The 24,677-nt window shown below is 71.9% G+C and carries 21 protein-coding genes, 2 tRNA genes and 2 pseudogenes; 10 read left to right on the top strand and 15 right to left on the bottom strand.

Translation table 11 applies throughout. The features are described 5' to 3' along the window. Window positions 1-127 precede the first annotated feature (127 nt). The 5 genes from ACZ499_RS09265 to ACZ499_RS09285 all read left to right on the top strand — a co-directional run bounded on the left by ACZ499_RS09265 (window position 128) and on the right by ACZ499_RS09285 (window position 3,918). A complete protein-coding gene (locus ACZ499_RS09265) occupies window positions 128-886 on the top strand; it encodes an IclR family transcriptional regulator (RefSeq protein WP_371652862.1) in 759 nt (252 codons plus the stop codon). 72 nt (window positions 887-958) lie between these two features. Beyond that, window positions 959-1,032 (top strand) — tRNA-Lys (locus tag ACZ499_RS09270). 113 nt (window positions 1,033-1,145) lie between these two features. Beyond that, window positions 1,146-1,697, top strand: coding sequence for a hypothetical protein (locus ACZ499_RS09275; protein ID WP_468673436.1), 552 nt, complete (start codon window positions 1,146-1,148; stop codon window positions 1,695-1,697). Then, window positions 1,694-2,176, top strand: coding sequence for a group II truncated hemoglobin (locus ACZ499_RS09280; protein ID WP_468673437.1), 483 nt, complete (start codon window positions 1,694-1,696; stop codon window positions 2,174-2,176). The genes ACZ499_RS09275 and ACZ499_RS09280 overlap by 4 nt, the downstream gene beginning before the upstream one ends. A gap of 230 nt (window positions 2,177-2,406) precedes the next feature. Continuing rightward, window positions 2,407-3,918 carry an MFS transporter gene (locus ACZ499_RS09285; protein ID WP_468673438.1) on the top strand — a complete coding sequence of 504 codons (1,512 nt, stop codon included), beginning with the start codon at window positions 2,407-2,409 and terminating at the stop codon, window positions 3,916-3,918. Window positions 3,919-4,015: 97 nt separating this feature from the next. Here ACZ499_RS09285 and ACZ499_RS09290 read toward each other — a convergent pair whose 3' ends face one another. The 4 genes and pseudogenes from ACZ499_RS09290 to ACZ499_RS09305 all read right to left on the bottom strand — a co-directional run. After that, a complete protein-coding gene (locus ACZ499_RS09290; protein ID WP_468673439.1) occupies window positions 4,016-4,612 on the bottom strand; it encodes a lytic polysaccharide monooxygenase auxiliary activity family 9 protein in 597 nt (198 codons plus the stop codon). Between the two features lie 146 nt (window positions 4,613-4,758). Then, window positions 4,759-5,943: an SPFH domain-containing protein gene (locus ACZ499_RS09295; RefSeq protein ID WP_468673440.1), complete on the bottom strand. Its 1,185-nt coding sequence runs from the start codon at window positions 5,941-5,943 to the stop codon at window positions 4,759-4,761. An 18-nt stretch (window positions 5,944-5,961) separates the two neighbouring features. Next, window positions 5,962-6,255, bottom strand: a pseudogene (locus ACZ499_RS09300) (peptidoglycan-binding protein); the annotation flags it as partial. A 591-nt stretch (window positions 6,256-6,846) separates the two neighbouring features. Continuing rightward, window positions 6,847-7,932, bottom strand: a pseudogene (locus tag ACZ499_RS09305) (peptidoglycan-binding protein); the annotation flags it as partial. A gap of 193 nt (window positions 7,933-8,125) precedes the next feature. Here ACZ499_RS09305 and ACZ499_RS09310 point away from each other — a divergent pair. From ACZ499_RS09310 to glxA, 3 genes are all read left to right on the top strand, one after another. Then, a tRNA-Lys gene (locus ACZ499_RS09310) sits at window positions 8,126-8,199 on the top strand. Between the two features lie 504 nt (window positions 8,200-8,703). Then, complete coding sequence (locus ACZ499_RS09315; RefSeq protein ID WP_468673441.1) at window positions 8,704-10,680, top strand: glycosyltransferase family 2 protein; 1,977 nt, start codon at window positions 8,704-8,706, stop codon at window positions 10,678-10,680. Then, window positions 10,677-12,617 carry a radical copper oxidase GlxA gene (gene glxA, locus ACZ499_RS09320; protein WP_468673442.1) on the top strand — a complete coding sequence of 647 codons (1,941 nt, stop codon included), beginning with the start codon at window positions 10,677-10,679 and terminating at the stop codon, window positions 12,615-12,617. Before ACZ499_RS09315 ends, glxA begins: the two co-directional genes overlap by 4 nt. A 332-nt stretch (window positions 12,618-12,949) precedes the next feature. On the opposite strand, the gene ACZ499_RS09325 is transcribed toward glxA, so the two are convergent. From ACZ499_RS09325 to ACZ499_RS09355, 7 genes are all read right to left on the bottom strand, one after another. Further along, a complete protein-coding gene (locus ACZ499_RS09325) occupies window positions 12,950-13,960 on the bottom strand; it encodes a glycoside hydrolase family 6 protein (RefSeq protein ID WP_468673443.1) in 1,011 nt (336 codons plus the stop codon). A gap of 608 nt (window positions 13,961-14,568) precedes the next feature. After that, a complete protein-coding gene (locus ACZ499_RS09330; RefSeq protein WP_385539990.1) occupies window positions 14,569-15,249 on the bottom strand; it encodes a class F sortase in 681 nt (226 codons plus the stop codon). Between the two features lie 13 nt (window positions 15,250-15,262). Further along, complete coding sequence (locus ACZ499_RS09335; RefSeq protein WP_468673444.1) at window positions 15,263-15,880, bottom strand: hypothetical protein; 618 nt, start codon at window positions 15,878-15,880, stop codon at window positions 15,263-15,265. Between the two features lie 85 nt (window positions 15,881-15,965). Beyond that, window positions 15,966-16,745, bottom strand: a complete 780-nt coding sequence (locus ACZ499_RS09340) for an HAD-IIA family hydrolase (protein WP_385539987.1) — start codon at window positions 16,743-16,745, stop codon at window positions 15,966-15,968. Between the two features lie 226 nt (window positions 16,746-16,971). Then, entirely contained in the window at window positions 16,972-17,571 is a 600-nt protein-coding gene (locus ACZ499_RS09345) for a zinc ribbon domain-containing protein (RefSeq protein WP_468673445.1), read from the bottom strand. Window positions 17,572-17,840: 269 nt separating this feature from the next. Continuing rightward, window positions 17,841-18,662, bottom strand: a complete 822-nt coding sequence (locus ACZ499_RS09350) for a hypothetical protein (RefSeq protein ID WP_468673446.1) — start codon at window positions 18,660-18,662, stop codon at window positions 17,841-17,843. Between the two features lie 193 nt (window positions 18,663-18,855). After that, window positions 18,856-19,968 carry an ROK family transcriptional regulator gene (locus tag ACZ499_RS09355; protein ID WP_468673447.1) on the bottom strand — a complete coding sequence of 371 codons (1,113 nt, stop codon included), beginning with the start codon at window positions 19,966-19,968 and terminating at the stop codon, window positions 18,856-18,858. A 56-nt stretch (window positions 19,969-20,024) separates the two neighbouring features. Between ACZ499_RS09355 and ACZ499_RS09360 the strand changes: the two genes are divergently transcribed. Both ACZ499_RS09360 and ACZ499_RS09365 read left to right on the top strand, forming a co-directional pair. Next, the gene (locus tag ACZ499_RS09360) at window positions 20,025-21,128 is read left to right on the top strand and encodes a Gfo/Idh/MocA family oxidoreductase (RefSeq protein WP_468673448.1); all 1,104 of its coding nucleotides are present in this window, start codon (window positions 20,025-20,027) and stop codon (window positions 21,126-21,128) included. Continuing rightward, window positions 21,125-21,643 (top strand): heme-degrading domain-containing protein, encoded by a 519-nt coding sequence (locus ACZ499_RS09365; protein ID WP_468673449.1) that lies wholly within the window; start codon window positions 21,125-21,127, stop codon window positions 21,641-21,643. The genes ACZ499_RS09360 and ACZ499_RS09365 overlap by 4 nt, the downstream gene beginning before the upstream one ends. Before the next feature lie 62 nt (window positions 21,644-21,705). Here ACZ499_RS09365 and ACZ499_RS09370 read toward each other — a convergent pair whose 3' ends face one another. From ACZ499_RS09370 to ACZ499_RS09385, 4 genes are all read right to left on the bottom strand, one after another. Continuing rightward, window positions 21,706-22,263 (bottom strand): Uma2 family endonuclease, encoded by a 558-nt coding sequence (locus tag ACZ499_RS09370; protein WP_468673450.1) that lies wholly within the window; start codon window positions 22,261-22,263, stop codon window positions 21,706-21,708. Window positions 22,264-22,286: 23 nt separating this feature from the next. After that, complete coding sequence (locus ACZ499_RS09375; RefSeq protein WP_468673451.1) at window positions 22,287-23,144, bottom strand: fumarylacetoacetate hydrolase family protein; 858 nt, start codon at window positions 23,142-23,144, stop codon at window positions 22,287-22,289. Between the two features lie 127 nt (window positions 23,145-23,271). Further along, on the bottom strand, window positions 23,272-24,051 hold the full coding sequence (locus ACZ499_RS09380) for a YidC/Oxa1 family membrane protein insertase (protein WP_468673578.1): 780 nt from the start codon (window positions 24,049-24,051) through the stop codon (window positions 23,272-23,274). A gap of 143 nt (window positions 24,052-24,194) precedes the next feature. Further along, window positions 24,195-24,557, bottom strand: coding sequence for a DUF6412 domain-containing protein (locus ACZ499_RS09385; RefSeq protein WP_468673452.1), 363 nt, complete (start codon window positions 24,555-24,557; stop codon window positions 24,195-24,197). Window positions 24,558-24,677: the final 120 nt, after the last annotated feature.

Here is a 24,677-nt window from a genome sequence, read left to right on the forward strand (position 1 = left end):
GCCCCAGCGTATGGGCCGGGGCGCATCATCAATCTCGTCAACACCCCCACCGGAAAGGGGTCTTGGCGGCTATCGTGGAACGGTGAAGCTGTCCACCTTCGCAGCCTCGACCTGCTAGGGGGAAACCGTGGCGCTGAAGCCCGAGCCGACCGCGCCGTTCCACTCGGTGCAGTACGCCTTCCGCGTCCTGGAGACGATATCCAAGCACGCAGGCGGAGTGACGGACGTCCAGATCGCACGAGAGACCGGTCTGCCGACCGCACACCTCGCCTCCCTTCTCCTCATGCTCCGCTGCGAGGGCTATGTGGAGCAGGTCGCCGACGGGGCGTACGTCATCGGCGACTCCACCGTCCTGCTGGGCTCCGGCGTGGTGCGCCAGCAGGCCCTGGAGGCCCAGCTCCAGAGCACGCTCACCGAACTGCGCGACTCGGTCGGCGCGGCGGTCTACATCAGCCGGTACATCGACGGCGAAGTGAAGATCACGCAGTACGCGGACGGCCCCCGCGCCCCGAAGGTGAACGAGTGGGTGGACTTCCGTTCGGCGGCCCACGCCAGCGCCGTCGGCAAGTGCCTGCTCACCCAGCTCGACCAGAACGGGCGGCGCGACCACCTCTCCCGCCACAAGATCGCCCGGCTCACCTCGCGGACCATCACCAACGAGCGGGTGCTCTTCAGCAAGCTGGACAGCCAGCCCGCGACGGTCCCGGTCCTCGACCTCCAGGAGTACGCGGTGGGCACGGTCTGCGCGGCCGTCCCGCTCACGGCGGGCTCGGCGGTCGGCTGCCTGGCGCTCTCGATGCCGATCGAGCACGCCCACCGGCTGCGCTCGGCGGCGGACACACTGAACCGGCGGGCGGCGCCGGTGGTGCTGTCGCTGGCGATCTAGGCGTGTCGTTTCTGTAATCCGTCGGGGGCAGGAGCACCCCGACGGACCAGGTAGTATTTTCTCTGTCAGCAGGCGCCGCTAGCTCAGTTGGTTAGAGCAGCTGACTCTTAATCAGCGGGTCCGGGGTTCGAGTCCCTGGCGGCGCACAGACAGCAGGAGCCCTTCGCGAAAGCGAGGGGCTTCTTGCGTTGCCCCTACATGTTTCCGGCCCACGGCGAACACGCTTGGCAGCCCGCCCTGCGCGAGTAATGCTAGTTACATGATTACAGCCGAACAGCACGAGCAGCTTCGCGGCTGGTTCTCCGGCCGCATCCCGGACGGTCTCTACGAGCGTCTGGTCGAGGTGGTGGTCGACCGCGAGGAGATCACCGTCATCGGGCGCGTCCCCGAGCCGAAGCTCGCGGACGACGCCTCCCCCGCCGAGCGCGCCGCCGCCCTCGACGGCCGCATCCAGGAATTCCGCGAGCGCACCCGCGACGAGCGGATCGCCGTGGCCCGCGAGGCCGAGCACCGCTACGGGCGCAAGGTGTCGTGGGGCGCCGAGTGCGGCGGCCGGCGTGCGATGTTCACCCAGGTCTCGGCCCCGGTGATGACCCGCCTGAAGCAGCCCGAACGCCAGGTCCTGGACACCCTGGTGGCCGGCGGGGTCGCCCGCAGTCGCAGCGACGCCCTTGCCTGGTGCGTACGGCTCGTACAGAGTCACACCGACGACTGGCTCGGGGAGCTGCGCGACTCCCTTGAGCGGGTACGGGAAGTCCGCGCCCAGGGGCCCGACCGCGCGTCGGGGCCCGCCGAGGAGGAAAACGCATGAGCGACGCTCCGGGGATCCCCAGCGTCTACGAGTGGATGGGCGGCCAGGAGGCTCTGGACCGCCTGACCGAGGTCTTCTACGGGCATGTGCACAAGGACCCGGTGCTGGCCCCGGTGTTCGCGGCCGCCCCGGCCGAGCACGCCCGCCATGTGGCGATCTGGCTGGCCGAGGTCTTCGGCGGGCCCGCCGACTACACCGCGGCCCACGGCGGCCACGACCACATGGCCGGGCGCCATCTCGGCCGCGGCATCACCGAGGAGCAGCGGCGGCGCTGGGTCGAGCTGCTGATGGACACGGCCGACGAGGTGGGGCTGCCGGACGACCCGGAGTTCCGGGCGGTGTTCGCGTACTACATCGAGTGGGGCACGCGGATGGCGCTCGTCTACTCGGGCCCGAACCCGCCGCCGGTGGAGGGGACGGGCGCGAGGGTGCCGCAGTGGGGCTGGAACCAGACCCCGCCGTGGCAGCCGAGGGCTTGAGGGCCCGGCAGTGAAGTGACGCGGCTGCGGGCCGTCTCCGGCTGATCACTCCCCCAAGTTCCCTGCTTCGCTCGAACAGGGGGACCCCCATCGCGACGGAGCCGCAGACTGTCACAACCCCGCGCCCCTATGGGCGCGTTACGGCCCCTCCGGGACCCCCGGAGGGGCCGTACGCATGTCTTATACATTCGTTCTAGACAGGCGTATTAAACAGCCGTACAGTTCCTGTCATGACGCACTCACCGAGCACGAACCTCCGCGCCGGGCGCAAGGAGTGGACCGCCTTCGTCGTCCTCCTGCTGCCGCTCCTCCTGGTCTCGATGGACGTCTCCGTCCTCTACTTCGCGATCCCCTCCATCACCCGCGAGCTGGACCCGAGCGCCACCCAGCAGCTGTGGATCTTCGACATCTACGCCTTCGCGCTCGCCGGGCTGCTGATCACGATGGGCTCGCTCGGCGACCGGATCGGGCGCCGCAAGCTGCTCCTGATCGGAGCGGCGGCGTTCAGCCTCGCCTCGGTGACGGCGGCGTACGCGACCAGCGCCGAGATGCTCATCGCGGCCCGCGCCCTGCTCGGCGTCGGCGGCGCGACCCTGATGCCCTCCACCATGGGCCTGGTCCGCAGCATGTTCCGCGACGACAAGCAGCGCGGCCAGGCGATCGGCATCTGGTCCGGCGCCATGGCGGGCGGCATCGCGCTCGGCTCGGTGATGAGCGGCGTGATGCTGGAGCACTTCTGGTGGGGCTCGGTCTTCCTGATCAACGTGCCCGCGATGCTGCTGCTGCTCGTCCTGGTCCCGCTCCTGGTCCCCGAGTTCAAGGACCCGGCGCCGGGGAAGTTCGACCTGCTGAGCGTGCCGCTGTCGATGGGCGCGGTGCTGCCGGTGGTGTACGGGCTCAAGGAGTTCGCCGCCGAGGGCTTCAGCGTGGCGCGGCTGGCTTTCGTCGCCGGCGGCCTCGTGGTCGGCTGGGTCTTCGCCCGCCGCCAGCGCACCAGGAAGGACGCGATGATCAGCCGCGAGCTCTTCCGCGACCGGGTCTTCGGCGCCGGGATCTCGCTCAACGCGGTCGCCGCCTTCGCGATAATGGGCTCGGCGTACTTCACCACGCAGTACCTCCAGTCGGTGCTCGGCATGGGCACGATGGAGGCGGCCCTGTGGTCGATGGCCCCCTCGCTCGCGGTGGGCTTCGCGGCGCCGACGTCGACCGCGATCGCCGCCAAGGTCGGCAAGGGCCCGGTCATCGCGTCCGGCTTCGTGATCGGCTCGGCGGGCTACGGCATCCTCGCCTTCACCGACACCGACTCCCTCTGGATCACGCTGACCGGCGCCGCGGTGATCGCCAGCGGCATCGTCGCGGTGATGGCGCTGGTGTCGGACATGGCCCTGGCGTCGGCCCCTGCCGAGAAGGCCAGCTCGGCGGCCGCGCTCCTGGAGACCGGCCAGGAGTTCGGCGGCGCGCTCGGCATGGCGGTCCTGGGTTCGGTCGGCACCGCGGTCTACCGCTCCGACATGCCCGACTCGGCCCCGCCCGCCGCCCGCGAGACCCTGGGCGCGGCCGTCGCCACCGCCGACCACACCGTGCTGGCGACGGCGCGGGAGGCCTTCGTGCACGGCATGCAGTACGCGGCGGTCGGCGGGACGGTGCTGCTCCTGGTCACGGCGGGCATCACGGTGGCCCTGCTGCGCGGGACCAGCGCGCAGGCCCCGGCCCCGGCGCCGGAGGGCGAGCTGGTGGCGTGACCACCCGCGTGACCACGACGCGTACGCCACGTACGCACACGACCGCCGGGCGGGCTCACTGCGAGTCCGCCCGGCGGTCGTGGTGTGCGGACCGGACCTAGAACTGGACGTCCGAGCAGGAGTAGAACGCGTTGCCCGTGTCCGCGACCGTCCACACGGCGAGGATCATGTGGCGGCCGGTTCTGCCCGTGGGGACGGTGCCCTCGTGCGAGAGCGTGGGCGGCGGCTGCTTCCCGTAGAACGGGACGGTCAGGAAGGGCTGCGGGTCGAGCGCGGCCCGGGTGAGCTTCCTGCTCGGGTCCCAGCCCTGCTTGGTGAGGTAGTACCGGAAGTCGGTGGTGGCGTGCCTGGCCGTGAACTGCCAGCGGAAGGTGTACGTCTGACCTGCCGTCAGTCTGGTCGTGGGCCACGCGGTGCCGCCGCGCGGGTCGTCGAGCTGGGCGAACCGGCTGTTGCCGCCCGCACAGAGCGTTCCGTCGGCGGGACCCGCGGCCGGGAAGCCCTTGGGACCCTCGACCGACTGCGGCTCCCAGATGATCTCGCCGCAGTTCTGGACCGTGCCGTTGGCGCACACCTTCTGACGACTGAGGGGCTGGTCGGTGTAGCCGTGGCCGTTCGCGCTCGACGTGACGAACAGGGAGGCACCCGCGGCCGCGAGCGCGACCACGGCCGCGCCCAGCTTCTTCTTTCGCATGCTGACGCTCCTGGAGAACGTGGGGGAGTTCTGGGGCCGTGGCGCACGCGTGCAATCTGGTCTGGACCAACTCACAGGCTATTCCCGCCAGTTGAGCATGTCCAGACCAATCGCCACGCGGCTTCGGCCCCTCCGCTCCCCCGCGTTCAGGCGCCCTCGGCCCCGCCCCTGCCCGTGTAGAACGCCACCGTCAGGTCCTTCACCAGCACCCTGCGCTCGTAGTCGTCCAGCTCGACCAGACCGCGCGAGGTGAGCCTGGCGACCGTGTCGTCGACCGCGTCCACCACCGAGCTCAGCACCGCGTCCCGGTGCCGGGCGTCGATCGCCGCGATCCGCCGCCGCCGCATCGCCGCCGCGACCTCGGGTGCGTACTCGATCCGGACGGGCTGGGCCGCGTACACCTCGATCCCCACCGGCTCCGCCTCCGCCTTCAGCAGCCGGGTCAGCACGTCCCCGACGGCCTCCGCGTCGCGCAGGGTCGGGGCGTCCTCGTGGAAAGCGTCGGCCGGGAGCTGCGAGAGGACCCGGGCCATCGCCGCCTCCACCTGGTCGCGCAGATAGACCACAGGGTCCTCGACGGCCAGGGCCGCCCGCGCGGTGTCCTTGACCCGCCACACCACGAGCACCACGGCCAGCAGAGCCGTGCCGTCCGCGTCGACCGCGGGCATCGGCTCGCTGCGCCAGTGCCTCAGCCGTACGTCGACCCGGCGGCGCAGCAGCAGCGGGTTCATCCACACCAGCCCCGTGCGCCGCACGCTCCCCCGGTAGTCGCCGCAGAGCGAGAGCACCCAGGCGCACCCGACCCGGCCGCGTCCGAGCCCGCCGAAGCAGACCACCGCGAGGGCCATGCCGAGCACGAGCAGCGCCCGGCGCGCGGGCCCCATGGCGCCGGGCCCACCGGCGTACGTATACGAAGGCAGCAGCAGCGCGTCCGCCACCGCCGCCGGGAGCAGCCCGGCCGACCAGACCACCACCGCGCACCCCGCGAGCGCGGCGAGCCCCGCCGCGACCGCCACCGCCCCCGGCACCACGGGCCCGGCCCGCTCCACGAGTTCAGGGTCGCCGGGCGTGGCGGGCCGCACCGGCGCCCGCACCGGCCGTGCCGCGCGCCGGGCCGGGGCGGCGCGGGCCGGGGCGGCGCGGGCCGGCTCGGGCCCCGGCTGCGGCACCACGGGAGTGGGCACGGTGTCGTCCCGGAACAGCAGGTGCACCGGGATCTCGGCGGTGGACTCGCCCCTGATCACCGCGACCCGGCGGGCGCCGGGAGCAGGCACCCCCTCCTCGGGGGTGGGCGTGGGATCCGTTGCCGTCTGCATCGACGCCTCCGTCATGATTGAGGTCTCCCCTGCTTACGGAGTCGGGAGGTTGAGGAAGAGCCGCCGCCAGGTCTCGGGGCCGGGGTAGCCGTCGGCCGCGCCGCCGCGCCAGCCCTGGGCGCGCTGGAACGCCTCGACGTTGCGCCGGTCGGCCTCGCTCCAGCGCGGGCCGGGACCGGAGGCGTAGTACCGCCCGAACCCCTTCCGCAGGAGCTGCCGCCCGAGCTCGGTCACGTACGTACTGGACTGCCCGGGCCGGAAGTACCCCCGGCCGGGATAGAGGGGCACCCGCCCCCAGCCCGCCTGACCGCCAACGGTCGGCCCGGCGGGAGCACCCAGCGGACCGGGCGCGCCCTGCACCGGGGGTGCGGAGGTCTGGGTCGCGGGGGCCGGGCCCGCAGGGGGGTGAGCCGCCGGGAGCGGAGCCGCCGGAGGCTGGGCCACCGGAGCCGGGGCCACCGGGGTCGGGGCCACCAGGGTCGGCGCCGCCGGAGGTTGAGCCGCGGGCACCTGCGTCGCAGGGGGGTGAGCCGCCGGGAGCGGAGCCGCCGGAGGCTGGGCCACCGGAGCCGGGACCACCGGGGGGTGAGCCGCCGGGAGCGGAGCCACCGGAGGCTGGGCCACCGGAGCCGGGACCACCGGGGTCGGGACCACCAGGGTCGGCGCCGCCGGAGGTTGAGCCGCGGGCACCTGCGTCGCAGGGGGGTGAGCCGCCGGGAGCGGAGCCACCGGAGGCTGGGCCACCGGAGCCGGGACCACCGGGGGGTGAGCCGCCGGAGGCTGGGCCACCGGAGCCGGGACCACCGGAGCCGGGACCACCAGGGTCGGCGCCGCCGGAGGTTGAGCCGCGGGCACCTGCGTCGCAGGCACCTCAGCCTCCGCCGGCTGGGGCGGGGTGGTCGCCACCGCCGCCGTCAGACCCCCCGTCACTCCGCCCGCCGCCGGGATGTCCTTGCCCGCGCCCCGGACCAGCAGCCTCCACGTCTGGGCGCCCGGCAGGCCGTCGGCGCTGCTGCCGGTCCAGCCCTGGGCGCGCTGGAAGGCCTGGGTGGCCCTGCGGTCCGCGTCGCCCCAGCGCGGGCCGGGGCCCTTGGTGTAGAAGCGCTTGCCGCCGCGCGCCGCCAGCATCTGGCCGAGGCGGGTGACGTACGCGTTGTTGGCGCCGGGCCCGAAGGCGCCCGCGCCCGGGAAGTCCACGGCGAGCGCTGCCGGGGCGACCTGCTCGACGGCGGGGCCGCCGGTGCCGGTGCCGACGCCCTTGTAGCGGTAGGGCAGATAACGGCTGGAATTGGTCCAGTACCCGTACGGCGTCGCCTGCATCCGGGCGAACGGGGGCGTCTGCTCGTACGCGATGTAGTAGGTGTGCGTGTAGTCCGTCCAGCCGCCGAAAATCACGACGTGCGAGCCCTTGGTCGGGTTGTCGGGGTTGTGGAAGAGCAGCATGTCGCCGGGCTGGAGCTCCTCCTTGGTGATCCGCACCGCGAAGTTGCCCAAGCTGCCGGTCCACTCGTTGGTGCCGAGGTTCCAGGCCATCGAGACGAACCCGGAGCAGTCCTGCCGGTACCCGTCCGACCAGTACTTCTCCATGCTGTACGGGACCTGCGCGGTCACCCATTTCTTCGCCCGGTTGATGATCTCGGCCCGGTTCATCGGCTGGAGCCTGCGCGGCGGCAGCCCGTCGGGCCGCACGGCGGTGCTGCCGTGCAGCCCGCCGGTGGGCCCCTGCTCGGTCGCGGGCCCGGCGTCGAGGCCGACGGGGTCGCCTCCCGCGGCGGCCCGGCCGTGGCCGGTACCCGGCCCCGGCTGCCGCACGGTGGCGGCCGCGGTCCCGGCGCCGAGGACCACGCCCGCCGCGGTCGCGAGCACCAGCACGCGACGGGCGCCGTGGGCGGCCGGATGGCCCCCGGCGCGCAGCGGCAGGGCAACCGTCCGCCGCCGGTCCGCGCACCCGGCACACCCGCACCCGCCCGCCGGCTCGTACTCCTCGAACACCGGCACCGTCATGGGCGTCACCTGCCGCTCTCGGCGATCTTGTGGTCTTTGAAGATCTTTTCTGCGCTTGTGCACGGGCCACAGCTTTCCAACCGTCCACATACATCGCATTGTGACGGATCAAAACGGATGAAACGAACATCTCACCGCGTGGCGCTGGTCAGGACCACCCGTCCGAGTCCGGTAGAGTTCTCGATGTCGGCAGGCGCCGCTAGCTCAGTTGGTTAGAGCAGCTGACTCTTAATCAGCGGGTCCGGGGTTCGAGTCCCTGGCGGCGCACAGACAGCCACAGCCCCCTCACCATCGGTGAGGGGGCTGTGGTCGTTCCCGGGCGTGCGCCAGCGCCTCCCGCGCCGTGCAGCGCGTGGTACTGCCGCGGGAGCTCCATCCAGAATCCGCACGCCCTGCACAAGCGCCCCGTAAAGCCCGCCTATGACCGGTAAACACCTCGTTTCACCCTTGCGATCAAGCCGCCGGGCGTAGAAACCTGGCTGAGGGCCATCGGTTCCAAGGGGGTGTGCGGCTCCGTGAATTGGAGGCCGCATGTGCGGTTCGGAGGGGAATGTCCCGGTTGCTCGGACCTCGGGGTGGGGGCCCCGTTCATGAATCGGTGCCGATGAAGGCATCATGCAACCGGAAGGGCCACCTCCCGTGTCTGGATCAAGGGGTGCGGCCCGCCCCTTGACCGACCATCAGTACGTCCGCGCGGTCGAGGGGGACAGACGCGGACGACGGAACAACGACACACACGCAAGCTGACCTTTGCGTGCGGGGGGATGACTCATGACGTCGACGCCGACCGGCGCCCGGCACCACGACGACCCGTCCCAGACCACTCAGCTCCGGCTCCCGCCGCATCTGCGGCCCGGGGCCCGGCAGCGGCTGAAGAAGTCGCTGCCGCGCTACGACTACGAGCACTACAGCAGGCTGGCCGGCCCGCTCACCCAGCCGGACCCGGCCAAGCCGTACCGCGTGGGCTACCGGTCGCTGCTCTCGCAGGAGCCGCACCGGATACGCGCGGCCCTGCTGCTCGGCGCGGCCCCGCTGGTCTCGCTCGGTCTGTTCGCCTGGCTGATGCAGCCCGAGCACTGGACCAAGCGCGACCACGCCTCCCAGTCCCTGCTGGTCCTGGACATCGTGATGCTGGTCTCGATCGGCCTGATCGAGCTCTTCCGGACGATGAACGTGCTCTCCAACGCGCACGCCACGCTGGTCGCGCGCGACCCGATCCCCGTGGTGCCCGAGACCGGCACCAAGGTCGCCTTCCTCACCTCCTTCGTGCCCGGCAAGGAGCCGCTGGAGATGGTGACCAGGACCCTGGAGGCCGCGGTCCGCATCCGACACCGCGGCCTGCTGCACGTCTGGCTGCTCGACGAGGGCGACGACCCGGCGGTCAAGGAGGTGTGCGCGCGCCTGGGCGTGCACCACTTCTCCCGCAAGGGCGTCGCGCGCTGGAACCAGCCCAAGGGCCCGCACCGCGCCAAGACCAAGCACGGCAACTACAACGCCTGGCTGGAGGCGCACGGCGGCGACTACGACTTCTTCGCCTCCGTCGACACCGACCACGTGCCGCTGCCCAACTACCTGGAGCGGATGCTCGGTTACTTCCGCGACCCGGACATCGGCTTCGTCATCGGCCCGCAGGTCTACGGCAACTACGACACCTTCGTCACCAAGGCCGCCGAGTCCCAGCAGTTCCTCTTCCACGCGCTGATCCAGCGGGCCGGCAACAAGTACGGCGCGCCCATGTTCGTCGGCACCAGCAACGCCGTGCGGATCAGCGCGCTGAAGCAGATCGGCGGTCTGTACGACTCGATCACCGAGGACATGGCGACCGGCTTCGAGATGCACCGCCACGCGAACCCGGCGACGGGCAACAAGTGGCGCTCGGTCTACACCCCGGACGTGCTGGCCGTCGGCGAGGGCCCGACCGCCTGGACCGACTTCTTCACCCAGCAGCTGCGCTGGTCCAGAGGGACGTACGAGACGATCCTCAAGCAGTACTGGAAGGGCATAGGCACCCTGCCCTTCGGCAAGCTCTTCAACTACACGATGATGATCATCTTCTACCCGATGTCGGCCCTCAACTGGATCCTGGCGGCGCTGAGTTGCGCCCTGTTCCTCGGGCTCGGCGCCTCCGGCGTGCAGATCGACCCGGTCGTGTGGATGATGCTCTACGGCAACGCCTCGGCGCTCCAGGTCGGGCTCTACATCTGGAACCGGCGCCACAACGTCTCGCCGCACGAGCCGGAGGGCTCCGGCGGGATCGCCGGCATGGTGATGTCGGCGCTCTCCGCGCCCATCTACGCCCGCTCGCTGATGGACGCCGTACTGCGCCGCAAGAGCTCCTTCGTGGTGACCCCCAAGGGCGACTCGTCCAGCCCGGACACCCTCTTCGGCACCTTCCGCATCCACCTGTTCTTCATCGCCCTGTTCGGCGGCTCGCTCGTCTCGTCGTTCTTCAACGGCCACAGCCACCCCGCGATGGTCACCTGGGCCACCCTGGCCATGCTGATCACGGCCGCGCCGATCATCGGCTGGCGGTGGACCGTACGGGCGGAGAAGAAGCGCGGCAAGCGCAGGCGCTCCGGCCCGCCGGCCGCCCCGCAGCAGGCCCCGCACCAGGCTCCACATCAGCAGGAGCGCCCCCAGTGGGCGCCGGGGCCGCCGCAGGCCGGGCCCCAGCAGCCCGGCGCCCAGGAGAGCGGCGAGCCCGCCGACCAGACCGCACAGATCGCCCTTGGGGGACGTAACCCATGAGATACCGTCCGACCCGCCGTACCCGCCGCTGGGCGATCGGTACGGCGGTGGTCGTCGCGCTCGCGGGCGCCAACGGGCCCTGGCTGTACCGGTTCTCCTCGGACCAGTACCACGACTACAAGATCAACCAGCCGGGGTACAAGGCGGACAACGGCCACTGGGACATGGTCGCCATGCCCAAGGAGTTCCGGCTCAACACGATCCACGCGGCGCTGCTGCACACCGGCAAGGTGCTGCTGGTCGCCGGGTCGGGCAACAACGCCAAGAACTTCGACGCGAAGAAGTTCGACACGGTGCTGTGGGACCCGGAGAAGAACACCTTCAAGAAGATCCCCACGCCCAACGACCTGTTCTGCACCGGCCACACCCAGCTGGCCGACGGCAAACTGCTGATCGCGGGCGGCACCAAGCGGTACGAGAAGCTCAAGGGCGACGTCACCAAGGCCGGCGGCCTGATGATCGTCCACAACGAGGACCCGGACAAGCCGATCACGCTGCCCGCGGGCACCCGGTTCACCGGCAAGTCCAACGGCAAGACGTTCGTCTCCAAGGACCCGGTGCTCGTGCAGCGCGCCAAGAAGGTCTTCGACAAGAAGACCGGCAGGTTCCTGCGCACCGAGGCCGGGCTCGGGCGGATCTACGTCGAGGCCGAGGAGTCCGGCACCGAGCACGAGACCGGCACCGAGGACAACTACCGCATCCAGGGCCTCAACGGCTCCGACACCCGCAACGTCTACGGCATCGCGCAGAAGCTCGCCCTGGACAAGAAGGACTTCCAGGGGATCAGGGACGCGTACGAGTTCGACCCGGTGGCCGAGCGGTACATCACCGTCGACCCGATGAACGAGGCCCGCTGGTACCCGACGCTGACGACGCTCGCCGACGGCAAGGTCCTCGCGCTCTCGGGGCTCGACGACATCGGGCAGCTGGTGCCGGGCAAGAACGAGGTGTACGACCCGAAGACGAAGAAGTGGACGTACGCCAAGGGGATCATGCAGTTCCCGACCTACCCGGCGGTGTTCCTGCTCCAGAACAGCAAGCTGTTCTACTCGGGGTCCAACGCGGGGTACGGGCCGGACAACGTCGGCCGTGACCCGGGCATCTGGGACTTCGCCAGCAACAAGTTCACCAAGATCCCGGGGCTGAGCGACCCGGGTGAGATGGAGACGTCCGGGACGGTGCTCATGCCTCCCGCCCAGGACGAGAAGTACATGGTGATCGGCGGCGGCGGGGTCGGCGAGTCGGCCAAGTCGTCGAAGAAGACCCGCATCGTGGACCTCAAGGACCCCAACCCGTCCTTCAAGGACGGCCCTTCGCTCGCCGAGGGGACGCGGTACCCGATGACGTCCGTACTGCCCGACGACACCATGCTCATCAGCGGCGGCTCCACGGACTACCGGGGCCGGGGCGGCTCCAACCTCCACCAGGCGCGGATCTACGACGCGAAGACGGGCACCATGCGGCGGGTCGCGGACCCGGAGGTGGGCCGCAACTACCACTCCGGGTCGATCCTGCTGCCCGACGGGCGGGTCGTCACGTTCGGCGGGGACTCGCTCTACGCGGACAAGGACGACACCAAGCCGGGTGTGTTCGAGCAGCGCATCGAGATCTACACGCCGCCGTACCTGTACAAGGGCGACGGCAAGCAGCCCGACCTCGGCGAGGGGCCCAAGTCCCTGGCGCGGGGCGGCAGCGGGGTCTACAAGTCGAAGGACGCGGCGGCCGTGAAGACGGCCCGGCTGATCCGCCCGAGCGCGACCACGCACGTCACGGACATCGACCAGCGCTCGATCGCGCTGGACGTCGCCAAGACGGCGGACGGCGTCCAGGTCACGGTCCCCAAGAACCGCAACCTGGTCCCGCCGGGGTGGTACATGCTGTTCGTGACGGACGGGGCGGGGGTGCCGTCGAAGGCGGTGTGGGTGGAGGTGCCGTAGGGGGCTGCGCCCCCTGGACCGTGTTCGGCTGCGGGCGGGTGCGCGCCCACGCGCCGGAGCCGCACAATGTCACAGCCCCGCGGCCCTCTTTGGCCCGGTGTTTGTCTGCGGGTTCGGTGGGGGCCGGTCGCGCAGTTCCCCGCGCCCCTAAAGGGGCACGGCAAGCGGGGTGCAGGGGCGCAGCCCCAGCGAGGGGTACCAGGGGCAAAGCCCCGTAAGCGGGGTGCAGGGGCCGCAGGCCCCGCAACGGGGTCCGGGGGCGCAGCCCCCGGGAAACCCACCTCAACCCCCACCAACCCCCGGAGGGTCTAGGTGAAGGGGCGGGGTGGGGCTTACTCCTTGTTCGCCGCCAGGCCCAGCGCGTACTCCGCCCACCACTCCCCCGCCTTGGGCCCCCCCTTGCAGTCCCCGTCCGACTCGCCGGGGCGCTTCGCCCACACGTACGCGTCGATCAGCGCGTCCCCCGTCCGCGTCGTCGGGCGTTCGCCCAGGGCGCGGCCCGGCGGGTTGCACCAGGTCTCCTTGGGGTCGCCGCCCGTGTAGGGGCCGTTCCCGTTGCGGCTCGTGTCGATCACGAAGTGCTTGCCCGACAGCTTCGCGGAGAGCTGGTGGCCGAAGTCCTTGCTGGCGGCGGTCGTCTGGAAGTTGGAGACGTTGACGGCGAAGCCGTCGGCCTCGTCGACGCCCGCCCGCCGCAGCGGCTCGTCCAGCGCGTCCGGCCGCTGCCAGCCCGCGTTGCCCGCGTCCACGTACACCTTCACGCCGGGCTGCCGCTTCAGCCGCTCGACCGCCTTCTTCAGCAGGTCGTACCGCTCCTCCGCGAACTGCTGCGGCGTGCACCCGTCGACCAGGTGCAGCACCGCGTCCGGCTCCAGGACCACCGTGGCGCCCCGGTCCCCGATCCCCTTGGCCACCTTGTCGACCCACGTCCGGTACGCGTCGCCGTCCGCCGCGCCGCCCTTGGAGAACTGGCCGCAGTCGCGGTGCGGGATGTTGTAGAGCACGAGCAGCGCCGTGCGGTCGGCCTTCGCCGCCGCCTCGGTGAAGCCCTTCGCCTCCGACTCCGGGTTCTCCGGGCCGATCCACTCGCCGACCGGCTGCTCCGCGATCTTCGCGATCAGCGCGGCCTTGGAGTCGTCACCGCTCTTGCGGTACTCGGCGGCCTGCCGTGAGGCGTTGCCGTCCGGATTGACCCAGAAAGGGTCGGTGCCCTTCGGCTGCTGCGCCACTTCGGGCTTCTTGTCGCCGTCCGAGGAGGACGAACAGGACGTCAGCAACAGCACCGTACCCACGGCGCCCACAGCCACCCCGACCGCACCCGTCCGCGCACCACTCCGGAACATCCGACCCCCCTCAACCGCACTTTCCCGGACGCTTCCCCCGATCCATCGTGGCACACCCGCGCGCACCCCCACGATCCCGTGCCCACCGAGCGCGTACGGAAGGCGACTTGGCGTTGTCAGGCCCTAGGGCCTGTCCGGCGGATCTTGTCTGGGACGCGGGGTCCTGGTGCGCCCTCCCCCAAGGCCTTAAGGGCCAGGGGGGACCCCCAGCGGCGTTGTCGTCGGTTGCCGACTCCCCCAAGCTCTCGACTTCGTTCGAGCAGGGGGACCCCCATCGCGTCCGACGCCCTCCTCCGCCTTGCAGCTGGACACACCAGGACCCCGCTCGCCAGGACCGAAAGGCGGAGGCACCTCGCGGGCGACCAGATCCGCCGGACAGGCCCTAGGCCGAAAGCGCACAACGGTTCTACAGTGGTCGCACCGGCCCCAGCCCGCGGCCGCATTTCGACGTCGGTCCACCGAACCTCCCGCGCAGGTGCCGGGCTTCTCCCGCAGCCCGTGCGCCCGCGGTCGAGGACCAGCCCGGCCGGCGGCTCCGGGGGAGCGGGCCGTCGGCCGGGCCAGGTACGAAGGGGCGCCCCGCCGTGCGCCCAGGACCTGCCGTGCGCTCAGGACCTGGCCGCCGCCGCGGGCCGTACGTCCGTCAGATAGGCCGACACCACCACGTTCGCCGTGTACGTACGCGCCTTGCGGTCGTAGGTGCCCCCGCAGGTGATCAGCCGCAGCTCCGCGCGCCCCGCCTCACGCGGCCCGTACACCTTGTGCGCGTCGAACCGGTCCCGCCCGAAGACCTGCACGTCGTCGATGGTGAACTCGGCGACCGACCCGTCCGTCCTGGTCACCCGCACCTTCTGGCCGGGCCGGGTGGCGCTCAGGCCGTAGAAGACGGCGGGCTTGCTCTCGGTGTCGACGTGACCGACGAGCAGCGCCGCGCCCGGTCCGCCGGGCTGGGCCCCGGCGCCGAACCAGCCGACCGTGCCCGGCCGGTCGTACGGCGGCGGATCGACCGCACCCGAGGTGTCGAGGCCACGCGGCACGACGGGCGCGGTCACGCCTATGGAAGGGATCTCGACACGCTGCGGCGGCGCCGCCTTCACCGGGTCGTGCGCGGGCGGCAGGGGTACGCCCAGCGGGCGCCCCACGGCCGCCACGTCACCCGTGGTGGGCGCCGAGCTGCTGCCGGGGCCGTCGGTGGCCTCGCGGCCCCACAGCCACAGGCCGAGCAGCAGGACCGCCCACGCCACCCCGGTCAGCAGCCGTCCGGTGCCGGACGTGTGCTCGGAGGACATCGCCCCGGCCGACTCAGTCGCTGCGGCGCCGGCGCCGCACGCTGCGGCCCGCCACCGCGACCGCCGCCACGGCCGCCAGGGCCAGGCCGATCACCGCGTGCCGGGTGCCCGGGCCCTGCTCGGTGGCCTGCCGTTCCGCGAGCTGCGCGGCGCCGCCGCCGCCCGCGTGGACGGGGGCGTGCGGGGTGGCGTGGTGGTCGGGGTGCTCGTCCGGGTGCTGGTTGCCGTCGTGGTTGCCGTCGCGGTTGCCGTCCTGGTGGCCGTCCTGGTGGCCTGAGCCGCCGTGGACGACCGTCACGCGGCCGGAGGCCTGGCCCGAGCTGTCCTTGCAGTTCACCCAGATGTCGTAGGTGCGCGCCTGGGCGTCCGAGCGGATGCGGGCCTGTGCGAAGAGGCCCCCGTCCGCCGCCGGCGCGAACTGCGCCTGCGAGACGAATGCCTCCGAGGTCCCGACGGCCTGCCGGCCTCTGCACACGCTGACCCGCAGGTCCACCTCACCGCCCGGGGCGGTCGTGGACGGCGTCACCGTCAGTGAGCCGTGCGAATCGGACTCCGCCGTGGCGGCTGCCACGGGCATCAGGGCGGTGGCGGTCGCCACGGCCGCGCAGAGAGTGACCTGTCGAAAGCGCATCGTGAACCTCCTGTACAGAAGATTCACGCGCCTGGGGCCGTTCCGCATCCCGGGCGCGCCATCCGGTGGGCCCGGGGAGGGACGCTCAGATCAGCTTCACCAGGTCAGCGATGGAGTCGACGGTCTTGGACGGACGGAACGGGAAGTTCTCGACGTCGTCGGGCCGGGTCAGCCCGGTCAGCACCAGGAAGGTCTGCATCCCCGCCTCAAGCCCCGCGAGGACATCCGTGTCCATCCGGTCGCCGATCATGGCGCTGGTCTCCGAGTGCGCCCCGATCGCGTTCAGCCCGGTCCGCATCATCAGCGGGTTGGGCTTGCCCGCGAAGTACGGCTTCTTGCCGGTCGCCTTGGTGATCAGCGCGGCGACCGCGCCGGTCGCGGGCAGCGGGCCCTCGGCGGAAGGACCGGTCTCGTCCGGGTTGGTGCAGATGAACCGCGCCCCGCCGTTGATCAGCCGGATCGCCTTGGTGAGCGCCTCGAAGCTGTACGTGCGGGTCTCGCCCAGGACCACGTAGTCCGGCTCGTGGTCGGTCAGGATGTACCCGATGTCGTGCAGCGCGGTGGTGAGTCCCGCCTCCCCGATCACGTACGCCGTGCCGCCGGGCCGCTGGTCGTCCAGGAACTTGGCGGTGGCGAGCGCCGACGTCCAGATGTTCTCGACCGGCACGTGCAGGCCCATACGGGCGAGGCGGGCCTGGAGGTCCCGGGGGGTGTAGATGGAGTTGTTGGTGAGGACCAGGAAGGGCTTGCCCGACTCCTTCAGGCCCGTGAGGAAGGCGTCCGCACCCGGGATCGGCGTGCCCTCGTGAATGAGGACCCCGTCCATGTCGGTGAGCCAGGATTCGATCGGCTTGCGCTCTGCCATGGGGCGGACTCTCCTGCGGTGTGCGCTGTGTGAGCGGTGAGCTGGGGACACGCCGGTGGCACCGCGCTGTGCGTCGCCGACAAGTCCAAGCCTAGTCGGGATGTACCGATCTCGAACCGGGTCGATCGCCCAGAACCATTGACTTCCCCACTCGCCCACGGCGAGTGGGGACGCGCCGCAAACAAGGTCGGGCTTCGGCGCGCTGGTTCACGCGAACGCCTCCCAACTAGGTGCGGTGGTGACTCGGCCCCTTGCGGGCCCTGCGCGTGCTCTTGATACCTGTGCCGCCTGCCCGGCGGGCACGGGCCTCGATCTCAATCGAGGCAGCTTTGTCGGCATGGCCGGTAAATCCGCAGTGCACACACGCGAACTCCCGGCCGCAGCCGACGCGGTTCTCAGGGTCCCGCACACCGCATGCCGGACACGTCTGCGAAGTGCCGTCCGCAGGCACCCCACGCAGCTCAGAACCGTACTGGCGGGTCTTGTACTCAAGCCGGTGACGCCGCTCCCCGGGCATATCGACCGCTTCATCCGGGTCGCTGCGGAATTCGGTCAGTAGCCTGCACTGGTCGGCTGACCAGACCCAACTCCCGTCATGCTTCCGCCCGACCATCACTCGGTGCTCCAGCGCCAGGTTCGACAGCGCGGGAGCGTCATGCCCCCAGCCGGTCAGATCGCGCTCGGTGGGCAGCAGCCCGCCCTCGCCCGACTCGTCGATCAGCGCGGCCACTTGGGCCTTCACGGCGTAGTACTTGGGGATGCGCCCGTGTTCCGGGATGCCGGACCGAATGGGGGCACCGGGGGCTCGGTCGTTCGGGTAGTCCACGGGGGACGGTTGCACGCGGCGAGGACCACGGGCGCGGCCCCCTCAGCGCCGCTGTGGGATGCCCGCCGCTCCCGCCCCCACCCGCCGCCGCTGTGGGCATGCGTGCCGCCCCTGTGGGCTGCTTCCTGCCTCCCCCGCCGCTGTGGGCCATCGTGCCGCCAGGGGCTGAGGGTCCCCCTGCTCCTCAAGAGCTTGGGGGAGGCTGGGCACGCGGCACCCCCGTCCCGCCGGGCTGCGCAACCCCGCCTTGCCCCCAGCCCCAACCGCCCTCAGCTCCGCCGCAACCGCCGAGCCCCGACGAGCAGCGCCAAGCCCCCGAGAACCAGCGCGCCGACGACGGCCGGGGCCAGGGGCGAGCCAGAACCCGTGTCCGCCAGCTCCGGCGGCCCCGTGAGCTGCGGCTCCGGCGGCCCCGCGAGCTGCAGCTCCGGCGACCCCGTGAGCTGCGGCTCCGGCGTCTCCGTGAGCTGCGGCTCCGGCGTCTCCGGGCCGATGCCGAACCGGTAGCCCCCCGACTCCCCGACCCACTGCCCGTCGTCCCCCCGCCGCTGTACGACCGCCGTGTTCGCCGTGACCTCGTTCGGCCGGGTGTCGGCCGTGAACCCGAGCCGGACCTTCACGGTGACGGTCTCCCCCGCGCCGATCACGAACCCGGGGAACCCGTCGTCGAACACCCCGATGTGCTCGTCCGCGTCGGTCCGCTCGAACGGAACGGGGCGCGGGCGCCCGCCGCCGCCCGCCGCGTCGAAGAACTCCAGCTTGGCCTGGGAGTCCTTGAGTGTCCGGTCCCGGTCGACGAGAACGACCACGGGGTGGATGTTGCGGCAGGTGTGAGCGGTGGTGTTGGTGAGGTCGACGTACCAGAACTGCGCGCCCCCGCCGGGGCGGTACTCGGCCGGCCCGCCGTGGATCCGCGTGTCCACGGGGAAGTCGGCACCGGTCCGGTCCCCGCAGACGGGCTGGTTGGCGATGGAGAGCGGCGCGTGCCCCTGCCGCCCGCGCGGCTCGTTCTCGTCGGCCGCCGCACCCGACGTCCCGGTCAGCGCCGCGGCCGCGGTCACTGAGATGGCGAGGGCGTTGCGCAGTCTCATGAGGGCCCCTTGCTGCTCGCGGGCGTACGTACTCCGGGACCCTGCCACGCGGACGCACCGGCCCTGCGCAACCGCACCCCGCCACGCCGCGCCGGCGGGCGAAGTCCGCCCTAACAGCCCAATATCAGCAAGTACGACGTACGGCGGTCCGGCACCCCGCCCGGCACCCCGGGAGGCGGGCCACCACGCCCCCTCAGCCCCGCTCGCCGCCCAGGGCGCCCGCGCCCGCACTCCCACGCCCGAACACCGGCCCCAGAATCAGCCGAGCCGCCCCCTCCGCCACCGCGTGCGGCCCGCCCGGCGCCACCGACACCGGGATCGCCCGCGCGTCCCCGCCCCGGCGGGCCCGCTCCTCCAGGACCGCGCGTACTCCCCGTACGAATCCGTCCTGTGCGCCCATGACCGTACGGCCGCCGAGCAGTACGCGGTCGATGTCGAGAAGGCCGACGAGGTTCGCGGCGCCGACGCCCAGGAAGCGGGCGGCGGCCGCGATGTCGCCACGGGCCACCGACGACAGGCACAGCGCCTCGATGCAGCCGCGTGCGCCGCATTCGCAGGCGGGGCCGCCGAGCAGGATCGTCTGGTGGCCGAACTCGCCCGCACCGGTGCGCGAGCCGCGCAGCAGCGTGCCGCCCAGGACGAGGCCCGCGCCCAGGCCCGTACCGAGGTGGAGGTAGGCGAAGGAGTCGGCCGGGCCGCGCAGTGCCAGGCCCAGGGCGGCGGCGTTGGTGTCCTTGTCGAGGACGACCGGCAGGCCCAGGCGCGCGGCGAGCGCGTCACGCAGCGGGAAGCCGTTCCACTGCGGGAAGCCGGTGATCCGGTGGAGCACCCCGGTGTGGTGGTCGAGCGGGCCGGGGCTGGCCACGCCGACGCCGAGTATCGGGCGCCCGCCGATCAGCGACTCGGCCTGCTCGGCGGCGGCCCCCACCACCGTGTCGTGGCCCGCGCCGAGGTCGAGCGGCACGGTACGGACGCCGACGAGCGTGCCCGCCAGGTCGACCAGGACCGTGGTGAGCTCGTCGCGGTCGAGGTGCAGCCCTATGGCGTGCACGGCGGACGGCACCAGCTTGAGCACCGTGCGCGGCTTGCCGCCGGTCGAGGCGCGGCGGCCCGCCTCGGTCGCCGTCCCCTCCGCCCGCAGCCGCGCGGTGATCTTGCTGACGGCCTGCGGGGTGAGCCCGGTCCGCTCGGCGAGCTCCAGTCTGCTGATCCCGGCGTCCCCGGCCGTACGCAGCAGATCGAGCACCAGCGCGGCGTTGTGGCTGCGCAGGGCCGGCAGGTTGGCTCCCGAGTTACTCCTGTTCACCTCTCCATTCTCTCCTGCGCTTGCACTTTGGCAACAGCGTTGCTTAAGTGGAGTCCATGAACGCTCGTACGGACACCGACCTCCGCGCCGGAACCGACCTCCGCGTCGGACTCGTGGGCTACGGCCTGGCGGGATCCGTCTTCCACGCCCCGCTGATCGCCGCGGCCGAGGGGCTCACCCTCGACACGGTCGTCACGTCCAGCCCCGAGCGCCGCGAGCAGGCCCGCGCCGAGCACGGCGACGGACTGCGGTTCGCCGCCTCCCCCGACGAGCTCTTCGACGCCGGTCTCGACCTCGTCGTGATCGCCTCCCCGAACAGGACGCACGTGCCGATCGCCACCGGCGCCCTCAAGGTCGGGATCCCGGTCGTCGTCGACAAGCCGCTCGCGGGCACGGCCGCCGAGGCGCGCGGCCTCGCCGCCCTCGCCGAGGAGCGCGGCCTGCTGCTCTCGGTCTTCCAGAACCGCCGCTGGGACAACGACTTCCTGACCCTGCGCGCACTCATGGCGTCCGGCGAGCTCGGTGAGATCCAGCGCTTCGAGTCCCGCTTCGAGCGCTGGCGCCCGCAGCCCAAGGGCGGCTGGCGCGAATCGGGCGACCCGGCGGAGATCGGCGGCCTGCTGTACGACCTGGGCAGCCACCTCGTCGACCAGGCCCTGGTCCTGTTCGGCCCGGCGCTGCGGGTGTACGCGGAAGCCGACGTGCGCCGTCCGGGCGCCCAGGCCGACGACGACACCTTCATCGCGATCACCCACGCGGGAGGCGTGCGCTCGCACCTCTACGTGAGCGCGACGACGGCCCAACTGGGCCCCCGCTTCCGGGTGCTTGGATCCGCCGCGGGCTACGTCAAGTACGGCCTCGACCCCCAGGAGTCCGCCCTACGCGAGGGCAGGCGGCCGGGTGACGGCGAGCCGTGGGGCCTGGAGCCGGAGGGGATGTGGGGCCGCGTCGGCTCCGGGGAGTCCCCGCTGACCGGCGGCGGCCGCCCCGCGCCGACCCTGCCGGGCGACTACCCCGCGTACTACACGGCGATCGCCGCCGCCCTGCGCGAGGGCGGCGAGCCGCCGGTCACCGCGCACGAGGCCGCGGCGGCCCTCGACGTCCTGGAGGCGGCACGCAGGTCCGCGCGCGAGGGCGTGACGGTGGAGGTGGCGCTGTGACGACCCCACCCCCGTCCTTCACGCCGTCCTTCACGCCGTCCTTCACGCCGTCCTTCACCGTGGCCGAACTGGAGGCGCAGGAGGCCGAGCTGGAGCTGGCGCGCTTCACGTACGAGGACGCGTGGGCGCTCGGCACGCTCCTGCGGGAGCTGGCGGTGGCCCGCCGCGCCCCGGTGACGATCGACATCCACCGCGGCGCCCAGCAGCTCTTCCGCTGCGCCCTGCCGGGCTCGACCCCGGACAACGACGCCTGGGTCGACCGCAAGCGCCGGGTCACCGAGCGGTACGCGGCCGGCTCGTACCTGGTCGGCGCCCGCTTCCGCGCCAAGGACACCACCTTCGAGGCCTCCTCCCGCCTCGACCCCGACACCTACGCGGCCCACGGCGGCTCGTTCCCCTTGCGGGTGACGGGCGCGGGCGTCATCGGCACGGTGACGGTCTCGGGCCTGCCCCAGGTGGAGGACCATGCGCTGGTGGTGGAGGGGTTGCGGGCGTTCAAGGGGCGGGAGGGTTAGGGGTGTGTACGGGGCCGGGCGACCCGGCCCCGTGTCCGCGCTGGCATCCGTCGGCTGAGCCGTCAGGCGAGCTCGGAGGTGTCCAGGTCGAAGCCGAAGGGGGCGGGGAGGGCGAGTTTGGCGCCGAAGGTGGCCTTCGACTCGTGCCGGTAGTGGCCGTTCTCCGGATCCCAGTGCACGACGACCTCGCCACGATGGCGGTCGACGAGCAGATAGACCGGCAGCGCCGCCTGGGCATACGCATCGCGCTTGTCGACCCGGTCCACCTCGGCATCGCTCTCCCGCCCGGACGTCACCTCGACGACCATGAGCACTCCCGCGGGGTCCGACCAGGACGGCTGACCCCGGAAGTACCCGACCGGGGCGACCGCACCGTCGACACGGGCCCGGCCGGCGCGGTAGGCAGGCACAGTCAGGCCGCGTTCCTGGTACATGCGCAGCTCGGGATGGCGCGCCCGCACCTGGTCCCCTACGGACATGACGTTCTCGTCATGGTCCCCGTCCTGCGCAGGAGTCACCAGCACCCTCCCGGTGATCAGCTCGACGTGAAAGCCCTCCGGCGCCGCGGCCTCGAACGCTTCGAACTCTTCAAGCGTGACTTCGGTCTGCGCAACGGTCATCGTGCCCTCCTTCGAACTTCAGCCTAGGCGTCCTTCAACTCCTGGCGCTGCCTGCCCAACCCCTCGACTTCCAGTTCTACAACATCCCCCGCCCGCAGATACGGCTTCGGCTCCGGCTGTCCCATCGCGACGCCCGCCGGGGTGCCGGTGTTGATGACGTCGCCGGGGTAGAGCGTCATGAACTGGCTCACGTAGCGGACGACCTCCGCGACCGGGAAGATCTGGTCGGCCGTGGAGCCGTTCTGCTTCAGCTCGCCGTTCACCCACAGCCGCAGGGACAGCGCCTGCGGGTCCGGGACCTCGTCGCGGGTGACCAGCCAGGGGCCCAGCGGGTTGAACGTCTCACAGCTCTTGCCCTTGTCCCAGGTGCCGCCGCGCTCGATCTGGAACTCACGCTCGGACACGTCGTGCGCCACTGCGTACCCCGCGACGTACGCCAGCGGGTCCTCGTCGTCGCCCACATAGCGGGCGGTTCGCCCGATGACGATCGCGAGCTCGACCTCCCAGTCGGTCTTCACCGACCGGCGGGGCACCAGGACCGTGTCGTTCGGGCCGACGACCGTGTCCGCCGCCTTGAAGAAGACGACGGGCTCGGCCGGGATCGCCGCCCCGGTCTCGGCGGCGTGGTCGTGGTAGTTCAGCCCGATGCACACGACCTTGCCGATCCGGGCGACCGGCGGGCCGACGCGCTGCCCGGCCGCGTCGAGCGCGGGCAGCACACCGGTGTCGGCCGCGGCCCGTATCCGGTCCAGGGCGAACTCGTCGGCGAGCAGGTCGCCGTCGATGTCCGGCACGAGGCCGGACAGGTCCCGCAGGGTCCCGTCGGCGGCGAGCAGCGCGGGGCGCTCATTGCCCGCCGTGCCTACGCGCAGCAGCTTCATGGTCAGTCTCCCTAGGTCGAGCCTGGCCCGGCCGATGGGTCGCGGCCATCGGAAGGATCGTTCGATCCTCCAAGGTCGACGTCCACTAGGCAAGACCCTGTTCACACACCGGACCTCCCCCGAGCTCTTAAGGAGCAGGGGGGACCCCCACCGCGGTAGTAACCACAGGGGTCTGAGCCGCCTCCCGGTACAGATACGCCCGCTCCAGCGCCGACCACGTGGTGCTCGTCACCACATACAGCGCGGCCGCCAGCGGCACCACCGCCACCGTGATCAGCGTGCCGAACGACATCAGCGGCATGAACTTCGTCATCGCGCCCAGACCCGGGACCCCCTCCTGCTGGTCCGCCGGGACCAGCGACTGCGTGGCGAGCTGCCGCTTCGTACGCCCGTAGTTGAAGGTGGCGACCCCGGCGACGAAGACGAAGAGGGCCAGGTAGACGAGGCCCTGCCCGCCCATGAGCCCGCCGTGCCCGAGCGCGTCCGCCCAGCGGCCGCGCAGCGGGGCGGAGAGCAGGGTGTGGTCGAGCAGCGTGGTGTGTCCGCCACCCAAGCCGGAGTCCGAGAACAGCTGGTAGAGGAGGAAGAACGCGGGCAGCTGGAGCAGGCTCGGCAGGCACCCGGAGAACGGCGACACCTTCTCCGCCGCGTGCAGCTCGGCGACCGCCTTGCGAAGCCGTTCGGGGTCCTTGCGGTGCTTCTTGCGGAGCTCGGCCAGCTGCGGCTGGAGCTTGGCGCGGGCCTGCTGGCCCTTGGCCGCCTGCCGGGACAGGGGGTGCACGGCGAGCCGTACGAGCATCGTGAACAGCACGATCGCGGCGGCGGCCGCGGAGCCGTGGAAGAGCGGCTGGACCAGGTCGGCGAGGCGCTCGACCAGGCCGGCGAATACGTCGAATACATCGGATATGGACATGGAAGCCTCCGGAGTCACGTCTGGGGGCGCGCGGTACGGCGCTGCGCTTCAAGGCGCAGGGCATACGTGCATACGCGCGCGGGACAGAGCGGCGTGACGGCCCGGCGGAGGACTGAGAGGGGAGAAGTGGTGCAGCCCTACGCGGCCGTCATGGCGAGGCGGCCAGGGGCTCGGGGCCTGGGCCGCCCGGAGGCGTCGGGATCGCGCTGCGGCAGGAAGGCGGTGCGCCGCTCCCGGTCCCGTATCGCGGTGCGTATGCGCGTACGCGGCACCTTGGGCACCGAGCGGGAGGCGAGCAGCGCGCAGACGGCGAGCGCCGAGCCGGCCGCGGCGGTGGCGGCCAGGGCGACGGCGCCGGAGAGCGTGCCGCCCTCCAGGAGCAGGAGCTCGGAGAGGAGGAAGAAGAGCAGCCCGAAGGAGAGGCGTCCGGAGAGGCGCGAAGGCAAGCGCGAGGGCAGGCGGAAGGACGACCGCGGCGACGCCATGCGGTTGCCGGTCATGCTTCCCCCCTCGTCCAAGCCTCCGGGCGCCCGCCCGAGCACGTGTCGCCCGAGCGTTTGTCGCCCGAGCATGTGTCCACTTCTGACTCTTCTGACGTTATACACGACGACTCGGACAAT

The organism is Streptomyces sp. NPDC031265 (assembly GCF_055570295.1).

Bases quoted from the DNA above. Each gene is read 5' to 3' on its own strand.
- ACZ499_RS09280 (WP_468673437.1), top strand. From the start codon at position 1,694: ATGAGCGACGCTCCGGGGATCCCCAGCGTCTACGAGTGGATGGGCGGC.
- ACZ499_RS09370 (WP_468673450.1), bottom strand. From the start codon at position 22,263: ATGACCGTTGCGCAGACCGAAGTCACGCTTGAAGAGTTCGAAGCGTTC.
- ACZ499_RS09350 (WP_468673446.1), bottom strand. From the start codon at position 18,662: ATGAGACTGCGCAACGCCCTCGCCATCTCAGTGACCGCGGCCGCGGCG.
- ACZ499_RS09315 (WP_468673441.1), top strand. From the start codon at position 8,704: ATGACGTCGACGCCGACCGGCGCCCGGCACCACGACGACCCGTCCCAG.
- ACZ499_RS09340 (WP_385539987.1), bottom strand. From the start codon at position 16,745: ATGGCAGAGCGCAAGCCGATCGAATCCTGGCTCACCGACATGGACGGG.
- ACZ499_RS09330 (WP_385539990.1), bottom strand. From the start codon at position 15,249: ATGTCCTCCGAGCACACGTCCGGCACCGGACGGCTGCTGACCGGGGTG.
- ACZ499_RS09335 (WP_468673444.1), bottom strand. From the start codon at position 15,880: ATGCGCTTTCGACAGGTCACTCTCTGCGCGGCCGTGGCGACCGCCACC.
- ACZ499_RS09285 (WP_468673438.1), top strand. From the start codon at position 2,407: ATGACGCACTCACCGAGCACGAACCTCCGCGCCGGGCGCAAGGAGTGG.
- ACZ499_RS09360 (WP_468673448.1), top strand. From the start codon at position 20,025: ATGAACGCTCGTACGGACACCGACCTCCGCGCCGGAACCGACCTCCGC.
- ACZ499_RS09295 (WP_468673440.1), bottom strand. From the start codon at position 5,943: ATGACGGAGGCGTCGATGCAGACGGCAACGGATCCCACGCCCACCCCC.
- ACZ499_RS09325 (WP_468673443.1), bottom strand. From the start codon at position 13,960: ATGTTCCGGAGTGGTGCGCGGACGGGTGCGGTCGGGGTGGCTGTGGGC.
- ACZ499_RS09290 (WP_468673439.1), bottom strand. From the start codon at position 4,612: ATGCGAAAGAAGAAGCTGGGCGCGGCCGTGGTCGCGCTCGCGGCCGCG.
- glxA (WP_468673442.1), top strand. From the start codon at position 10,677: ATGAGATACCGTCCGACCCGCCGTACCCGCCGCTGGGCGATCGGTACG.
- ACZ499_RS09275 (WP_468673436.1), top strand. From the start codon at position 1,146: ATGATTACAGCCGAACAGCACGAGCAGCTTCGCGGCTGGTTCTCCGGC.
- ACZ499_RS09375 (WP_468673451.1), bottom strand. From the start codon at position 23,144: ATGAAGCTGCTGCGCGTAGGCACGGCGGGCAATGAGCGCCCCGCGCTG.
- ACZ499_RS09385 (WP_468673452.1), bottom strand. From the start codon at position 24,557: ATGACCGGCAACCGCATGGCGTCGCCGCGGTCGTCCTTCCGCCTGCCC.